Origin of the sequence: Idiomarina sp. UBA3176 (assembly GCF_002364295.1) — a bacterium.
Classification (GTDB): Bacteria; Pseudomonadota; Gammaproteobacteria; order Enterobacterales; family Alteromonadaceae; genus Idiomarina; species Idiomarina loihiensis.
In genome coordinates, this window is sequence record NZ_DEXU01000013.1 from 1 (window position 1) to 8,222 (window position 8,222).

The window sequence follows — 8,222 nt, forward strand, 5'->3', positions numbered from 1 at the left end:
TCGGGTTTAGTCTGCCACTACAGTGCCCAGATTGGGCGCAACATTTAATGGTTTATTTTTTATCCACAAAAATTTGACCTCTGCCTATAAATTTTAAACCTGGTATTCATCGAGTCGTCATGTTTAGGTGCCCCAAAAGTCGAGACATCTTCGTGGTTTTATCTATTATTTTGGCGACTATGCATCAAACTCTGAATTGTGCAACCATGTTTTGTAGGTTCGATGCCATACCAGCTAACTCCCGAGTGGTCGCAGAGGTTTGTTCGGTAGCGGTCGCATTCTGCACGGACATATCATGAATAAACTGGGTGTTTTGGTTCATCTCTTCGATCGTTGCATTTTGCTGTTCAGCAGCACTGGCAATCTGGTTACTCATATCGAGTATTGTTGAAACGGTCTGCGTAATTTCGGACAGCGCTTGCCCAGCCTCGGCACTAGCCTCTGTCGCAGTTTCGATGTCGTTTTGGCAAAGGCGCATCCCGTCAACGGACTGCCGAACATTGGCTTGTAAAGATTCGATTATCTCTCCAATCTCCACAGCAGACGTTTGAGTACGTCCCGCCAAAGTTCGAACCTCATCAGCAACTACCGCAAAACCTCGACCCTGCTCACCGGCCCGCGCTGCTTCAATCGCTGCATTTAAAGCCAAAAGGTTGGTTTGATCTGCCACGCCTTTTATAACGTCAAGCACGGAGGTAATATCGCCCGAACGTTTCGCCAGATCCTCTACATTGTTGGCCGTCTGACTGATTCTATCAGCTAGCCCATGGATTTGCTCGACAGTGCGATTGACCGCACTCTCCCCGCTTTCGACGTGCTCCGATGTGGTAACAGTAGATTCATTGGTTCGTTCGATACTTCTCGAGACTTCATGCGTCGTTGCTGTCATTTCATTCATTGCGGTCGCGAGAGACTCTGTCTGTTGACGCTGATCAGATGTAGCTGCTTTGGATTGTTCAGCTGTGGCAGAAAGCTCCTCACTTGCCGCGGAGAGCTGTGCCACATTACTTGCTACCGTCTCAATAGCGGTTCGCATTCTCTCAGCAAACGCGTTGAAAGCACTTGCCAGCTTTGCAATTTCGTGCTCGCCCTTGCTTGGCAATCGACGAGTGAGATCACCTTCACCGTCGGCGATATTCTGCATAGCCAGAGTTACTTGATCCAGAGGGGCAACAACCGCTCGCACCATGAGCCATGAGATCAAAACAGCTAGGGCCACTGAAACTGCTGCAAGAACTTCGATCATCGTAGTAGCAAAAGCAGTGTCTTTTAAAAGTTCCGCTTTCTGGTCTTCGCGCAGAGCTTGTGCCTCACTCTCCAACTGACGTGCTGCTTTGACCAAAACTGGGCGCAGGTCCCTTTGCTGCGAGCGATCTTCAACAAACTGGCTAAACGTTTGTCGGTAGGCTTCCAATTCTTCAGATACTTCGACCGCAACCTGTCTGCTGGACTCTCGTTCGGCCTTTGCCCTCAGTTCTGCAGCAAGCGCAGAGGCGGCATCCAGCTCATTGCTCACCTGCTCTGCCGCCTCAGGTTCCGAGCGGATCTGGAAATTCTTTTCGTCTCGGCGTGCTTCCAACAAATGTTTTATGAGTCGATTAGCAGCATCGGCTTCGCGCAGTTCTTCAAGAATCTCTGCTGGGTCCGAATTTTGGCTTAACAAACGTCGTACTTGCTTTTTTTGCTGGGCGCGATATTCATCTAAGATCCCTTCCAGACTCCGAGCGGCTGTCTCCATACCTACCTGCTGCGCATCGGCGTTGTGATCCAGCTGAACATACCGTTCAAACGTTTGTTCGTACTGCGTTATTTCTTCGGCCAGTTCGTCCATCAACGCATCGTTCTCGGCATTTTCGAATTTCTCTTTTGTCGCTACGATCCCGGCGCGAATTTTACCGACGAGTTCGCGCACATCGTCCGCATCTTCGGCGCGGCTCTGGAGCAAGTAGTTTTTCTCTTCTCCTCTTAAATCAAGAACCTGCTTGACGAGCCTATTTGCATCATCGGCTTTTCCAGTTCGGTCGGCTACAGTATCAAGCGCCAGAATTCCTATGCCCGCCAGGGTCAGCGCGATCAAGACAAGAATGGTGAAGCCCGCAATTAGTCGAATTCGAATTGTAAATTTATTAAGTATGTCACTCACGGTGCGCTGCCTCACAAGTTAGGTGTCAAAATGGCCTAGAGTCCAGTTCGTAGGGTCGAATGGTGCTTTATTTAGAATTATATCGACTCATAGAAAAAAACTGAGAAAAATCCCTATTACCCTGAAAAAATCAGGAAGCTTGCCAGCAAAACTTATTTGTGAGGTCCAGAGATGAGGATCGATCAACCGCTGGATTTAGTGAGTTGTGAATTTACTGCACAGCGTCCGAACGGCCGATGTCAAGTATGTGGAGACCGGCTCAGGCTATGTTTACGTCTCGTTCGTAACTGACATTTTTGATTACATTGAAGTATTCTGTAATCGGAAACGGCGACATAGCCATCTAGGTGACATTAACCCCGAGCTGTTTTAGCAAACTATATTTTGAGGAATCGTCAACCTTGATTTTGAGCGTCACGATCTTCACGCTTCACTTGCAAAAAGCGAAGTACAAATGTATTTTTCCCTTAGTTAGTTTTGAAGATGGCTTGGAATTTTAATTAATGGCGATTCAGTTAAAAAGTGGGTAAATTACACCAGCAGTTTCTGAATTTCTGTTCTAGGAGAGTATTGGAGTGATTCAGCCTGACATATCTTCTAAAGAGCCATCGCAACAAGCTATGAGTGAGTGTTTCAGTTATTAATTGATTTTAGGAATAATAGTGAAAAAAAACTTACCTATAACCAATATAGAAAAACTTTTTTCTCCACATGCCAATATCCTTTCAACTACAAACTTGAAAGGCCAAATCACATATATAAATAAAGATTTTATTGATATTAGTGGCTTTACAGAGGATGAGCTGATTGGGAATAATCATCATATTGTGCGTCATCCTGACATGCCCTCTCCTGTTTTTAAAATGTTTTGGAGTGATTTGCAAAAAGAAAATTCGTGGATGGGAATAGTTAAAAACCGCTGTAAAAATGGCGATCATTATTGGGTCGACGCGTATGCAACACCTATCAAAAAAAACGGAAAAACCGAGGAGTATCAATCAGTTCGCCGCAACGCAAAACCGGAATTTATTAAGCGGGCGCAGTCTGTTTACTCATTAATGAATAAGGGCAAAACCCCCATGGGTATTAAGCCCTCTATGTCTCTAAAAAATAAATTGCTTTTATCACTTTTAGTTACATTATTACTCCCAACCTTAAGCTTTTTACTATTTTCGGATGCATTATTTGTTTTGATTACAGTCGTAATTGCAGCCTTCGTAGTTGCAACGTATATCTCAGTTTCTTTTCTTCCCCTTTTATCGGCAGTAGAGAGCTTAAAGTCAATTACATCGGATAATGTCGCTCGCTACGTATACACTGGCAGATCTGATGAAGCCGGAACTGTTCTGCTAAGTATTAAGGCATTACAATCTGAAAATGCCGCTCTTATCGGACGGATTAATGACATGTCGAATACGCTAACTGATAATGCCGCGAGTCTCAGTAGCGCGGTGTCTCAGTCTGAAACTGGAACCATGCGCCAGTTTGAACAGACAGAACAGGTCGCTGCTGCGGTTGACGAGATGTCCGCCAGCATAGCAACAGTCGCCAGTAGTGCAAAAGAAACCTCTGCGGCATCAACTAATGGATTAGATAAAGCAAAAAATGGAAAAGAAATAGTAGATATTAATGCCGCAGCTATTAATGAGTTAAAGGAACAAATAAATCAGGCCAGTATAGTTATTAATGATGTTTCAAAAAGTAGCACAGATATAGAGAAAATCCTGGATGTGATATTGAGCATTGCTGACCAGACTAATTTGTTGGCTCTCAATGCAGCAATTGAAGCTGCTCGAGCGGGTGAATCTGGACGTGGATTCGCTGTTGTAGCAGATGAAGTTCGCTCGCTCGCTAATCGAACACAGAACTCAACTATAGAGATACGAGGGGTTATCGAAAAATTACAGAATGGCGTAAATAAGTCCGTTGATGTTATGACTAAAGGGGAGGAAATGGCACAGTCAAGCGTTGAAAAAAGCCAAAAAACGGCAAGTTATCTTGAAGATATTGTAAAGTCTATCAATACTATATCCATTATGAATGATCAAATTGCTGAAGCCGTGACAGAGCAGAGCAAAGTCGCTCAAAATATTGGCGAGAGTGTCTCGGCTATTAAGACAAACTCGGAGCAAAACCTTGAAGCTGCGAAATTGAGTAGTGATGTTACTGACAGCACTGTTGTTATAACAAGGCGTCTTGACCAGTTAACGTCACAATTTTGGGATTCTCAGCAAGAGAGTTAAGTAACTTTCTTTGTACCTTATAGGGGGAGCTCTATCTCAATTGATGTTACCGACTGAGCTCTAAGAAATGAGTGTATGCGGCTTTTCCATTAATAAAACAAAGAGAGTATATTTTGGGGAAAATGGACCATCGGCTTTATCTATTTAATAGTATGAATGGAGATAAGTTCATACAGGAAATACTGAATTCGATCCGCTATCATATGGGCATGGAAGTCGCGTTTATTGCTCGCTTTACTGATGATAAACGTCTAATTGAGTTCACGGCAACGGAGCAAAGCGTAACCGAACCAAGCCTCCATCCTCATGATAGCAGCCCTAAAAAAGAGTCATATTGTCAGAAAATAGTGGATGGTGACCTACCTAACATTATCCCTGACACATCAAAAAATAGTGTTACGCGGTCCTTATCTGTTACCAAAGCTCTCAACATAGGTGCCTATATTGGTGTTCCAATATTCATTGATGGTAGTCAATTGTACGGTACGCTATGTTGTTATAATCAGTCGCCCCACAAAGACTTACAAGATAGCCACAGCGCATTTCTTAATGTGATGGCTGATTTCATCGGTCAAATCTTTAAAAGACGCCTTGGAAACGCTGTTCTTCAATATGAGGCTCGAGAGCAAGTTGAATTAGTGCTGGCAGAACGTAGAGTATCAATTGCATACCAGGAAATTAATTCTACAAAAAAACAGCCAGTCCGACACTTTGAGGCGCTTGCGCGCTTTAATACAACGCCCTATCTTCCGCCTAATGTATGGCTCGATAAAGCCGAGTCAGTCGGACTTTCAGACGCAGTGGAATCATTGATTATTAAACAAGTGCTTAGTGAATTGACCCATTTAAAAAAAGAGTTTGGTGAATGCCGTGTGTCAATTAATGCCACACCTGCACTTATTTCTAGTGGGACTCTGGCTCAACTTTTGGGTGAGGCATCACCGAAAGACTTGATAATCGAAGTAACAGAGCATTCTGAAATAGAAGACTACACTTTATTTGCTGAAGCATTAGCACCTCTTATTGAACTCGGTTTTAAAGTTGCGATTGATGATGTCGGCGCCGGATTTTCAAGCTTGAGACATATATTGGAATTGAACGCCTCAATCATAAAGCTGGATATGAGCTTGGTTTCAAATATAGATCAAGATAATAAGAAACAGTCATTAGTAGCGGCATTAATTACATTTGGGCAGATGTCTGATTTAACTATTATTGCAGAGGGAGTAGAAACTGAAACGGAATACAATCAACTTAAACGACTTGGTATTGAATATTTTCAAGGTTTTTACTTTTCACGACCTACGGCATTAGCCTTTCTCGAATGCACTTAAAAATATATTACGCCTAATTGGCCTAGAATTTTTCTGGTTATTGGTTATTGGTTATTGGTTATTGGTTATTGGTTATTGGTTATTGGTTATTGGCTGTTGGCCAGTCAAGATTGACGATTTGAGTAGATAGTCAATGTTCGAGTATGACACTTTATTACATAGCTTTGATGGGTTTAGCTAAAACAGAAGCATCCAGTATGATACTTTATTTTCCGGTGCCAGCTAGTGTTAAATAAAAAATCAAAAGCTTATGGGGTTTAAGTATGAAACTTTATTACTGCACTACATTTTTTGTCGGCGTACATTAAAGTTCTTAATAAACATTAAAGATCTTAAATGAGACATTAAAGTCATTAAATTTTAATGTTTCAAGGATTAGAACCTGTAATTTAGTCATTTTTAGATTTTTTCTGAAATGTCAGGGTCATTCTCGTTTTCTTTGTAGACTAAGTAAACTTCCCCTTCAATGGCTTTAAGCTGTGCCTCGTAAACAACATCTTCTATTAAGCGTACTCTTTCAGGCTTCGTTATAATTTCATTATTAGCTTTATGAACACTCAAAAAGCTTGTGAAATACGAGCGCTCTATCCAATAGATTTTGGAATCTGATTTTAAAGTGCTGACGACAGAAATATTTTGTCTAACAGGTAAAAACATAAGAGCCAGTATAGCTAACGACAGTAATGGGGTGACGGCTTCTTTTAAACTGAAAGCGAGTAACGTTATGACGATAAAATACAGTGATAAGATGCCTGTTACTATCAACCCTATTCCGTTATTTCCAGTAACTTCATTTATGAAACTGAACTGAAAAAAGTAAGAAAGTAAACTAATAATAAAAGGTACAGCGTACAAAAATAGAGTGCTTTTTTTACTTAACATGCAGCTATACCTTAATTGATTTAAGAGGGGAATATTTCTTCTTTTTTAGATAACGCTACTAAACGAGAAACTCACAGTCCTTTAAAATTTTTGGCTGGCTGACTAGTACACCAGTCCCATACTAATTGAGACAGCTCCGGTGAGCTGTCGGCTTCGCCTCGGCCCATTTTCCAGTGTTCATAGCCTAAGGCTAATATTTTTTCGTTAATGGCGTCCTGGTAGGTACCGGAAGTCGTGGGAAAGAAGCGCTCCAGTTGTTTGCGGTTCTGCTCTTCGGTTACGTAGTAGTCGTCCGGGTTATCTTTAAGATCAGCCACTGTTTTGGCGACCATATTGGTTTTTAAAACCATACCAGAGCAACTTTTCCAACGGGCCTGCAGCAGCTTGCCATGCTCAGACTGGTCGTTGTCATAAGGTGTTTTACCTGGGTTTTCATACAAAGATTCCCATGGCTTATCCATCGACTGTTCAGGTGGTGTTTGTGCATTAGCGGAGAGACTTAAAGTAAGGGCGGCTGCAAACATTATTCCTGTTGATTTCATCAGTCATATTCCTGTGTTTAAGATAAACTTAAAGGTTTTTACTTCCTTACCTTAGTGATAATAACTTTATTGAAGCAGTGACAACGAGTCAACGCCTGGGGATTAACAGCTCTAATTCGTTTGAGCAATATTACCGGCTTTTATCCGACGTAATGCTTTGCTGGCTAAAATTTTGCTACCTTTTCGCTGAGGCTCTCCTCCTAAAAGCTGTATAGCCACGCTTTGTTCTTTATACCAGACCGCCAGTGTTGGCATTGCGCCTTGCATCCAGTGTGCTTCATCGCCAATGCCTAAGACTGGCTCACCTAATCGACGAGCTTGGGTTAATACATAGCCTCCCATGTTGTCACTTTCATGGTCGTGGTAGTCCCAGGATACAGTCAACTGAAATGGCTCTTTGGTGGCCAAGTCAGGATCCAGATCATTTCGTACCCAAACGCAGGTTGAATAACCTTGCTCAGCTCTTTCTTCTGCTATATGAACGCCTTCGCTGGTGGGAATATGATCCAGAACGTCTTTTTCTGTCAGAAGCTTACAAGCGGGTGTATTCGATTTATTGGGGAGCATATCGGTTTTCTGCGAAACTGACTGTGCTGTCGTCGATACCGATATCAGCAGCAAGCTAGCTGTTAAAAAAGGGGCAAAAAAAGCTTTGGTTAACATAGCGTCTCCTTCTGAAACTTCTCATTCCGTTGTGTCTGAATCAACTTTTCACCCAGTATATTAATTAACCTTTAAAATAATATCCAGATAGCGGGTTCGCGAACCTAAACTTAGTTTCTAGGGTCGGTTATTCAAATAAGGTTGCCGCCCATCCGGCAAAGCTCGATAATCTCTAAAGGATCACCTAAGGAATGACACCAATGTTTTACCGAAACTGTTTTGCTGCAAGTTTATTGGTTTTAGCCTGCTCGCAACTAACCGCTTGTAACTCTGATTCGTCTTCAGAAAGCTCGGATCACCAAGAATCCGGCATATGGCAACCCAAGCCAGGAACAAGCTGGCATTGGCAGCTGGAGAACTACGATAACCTGGATATAAGCAAGGACGCCGAGGCCCTGCGTGTCAGCATGGTGTT

Annotated in this window: 6 protein-coding genes and 1 pseudogene; 3 read left to right on the forward strand and 4 right to left on the reverse strand. The window is 42.5% G+C overall.

Annotated features, from left to right (window positions below; translation table 11 throughout):
- Positions 1 to 184 precede the first annotated feature (184 nt).
- Complete coding sequence (locus B2U97_RS04800; protein WP_286823334.1) at positions 185 to 2,143, reverse strand: HAMP domain-containing methyl-accepting chemotaxis protein; 1,959 nt, start codon at positions 2,141 to 2,143, stop codon at positions 185 to 187.
- A gap of 662 nt (positions 2,144 to 2,805) precedes the next feature.
- Between B2U97_RS04800 and B2U97_RS04805 the strand changes: the two genes are divergently transcribed.
- A complete protein-coding gene (locus B2U97_RS04805) occupies positions 2,806 to 4,386 on the forward strand; it encodes a methyl-accepting chemotaxis protein (RefSeq protein WP_286823335.1) in 1,581 nt (526 codons plus the stop codon).
- A gap of 71 nt (positions 4,387 to 4,457) precedes the next feature.
- Positions 4,458 to 5,720 (forward strand): sensor domain-containing phosphodiesterase, encoded by a 1,263-nt coding sequence (locus tag B2U97_RS04810; RefSeq protein WP_286823336.1) that lies wholly within the window; start codon positions 4,458 to 4,460, stop codon positions 5,718 to 5,720.
- Between the two features lie 399 nt (positions 5,721 to 6,119).
- On the opposite strand, the gene B2U97_RS04815 is transcribed toward B2U97_RS04810, so the two are convergent.
- From B2U97_RS04815 to B2U97_RS04825, 3 genes are all read right to left on the reverse strand, one after another.
- Complete coding sequence (locus B2U97_RS04815) at positions 6,120 to 6,602, reverse strand: hypothetical protein (protein ID WP_034819479.1); 483 nt, start codon at positions 6,600 to 6,602, stop codon at positions 6,120 to 6,122.
- A gap of 71 nt (positions 6,603 to 6,673) precedes the next feature.
- Entirely contained in the window at positions 6,674 to 7,144 is a 471-nt protein-coding gene (locus B2U97_RS04820) for a hypothetical protein (RefSeq protein ID WP_034819481.1), read from the reverse strand.
- Between the two features lie 111 nt (positions 7,145 to 7,255).
- Positions 7,256 to 7,807 carry a hypothetical protein gene (locus B2U97_RS04825; RefSeq protein WP_011235821.1) on the reverse strand — a complete coding sequence of 184 codons (552 nt, stop codon included), beginning with the start codon at positions 7,805 to 7,807 and terminating at the stop codon, positions 7,256 to 7,258.
- A 200-nt stretch (positions 7,808 to 8,007) separates the two neighbouring features.
- Here B2U97_RS04825 and B2U97_RS04830 point away from each other — a divergent pair.
- Positions 8,008 to 8,222, forward strand: a pseudogene (locus B2U97_RS04830) (polysaccharide hydrolase); the annotation flags it as partial.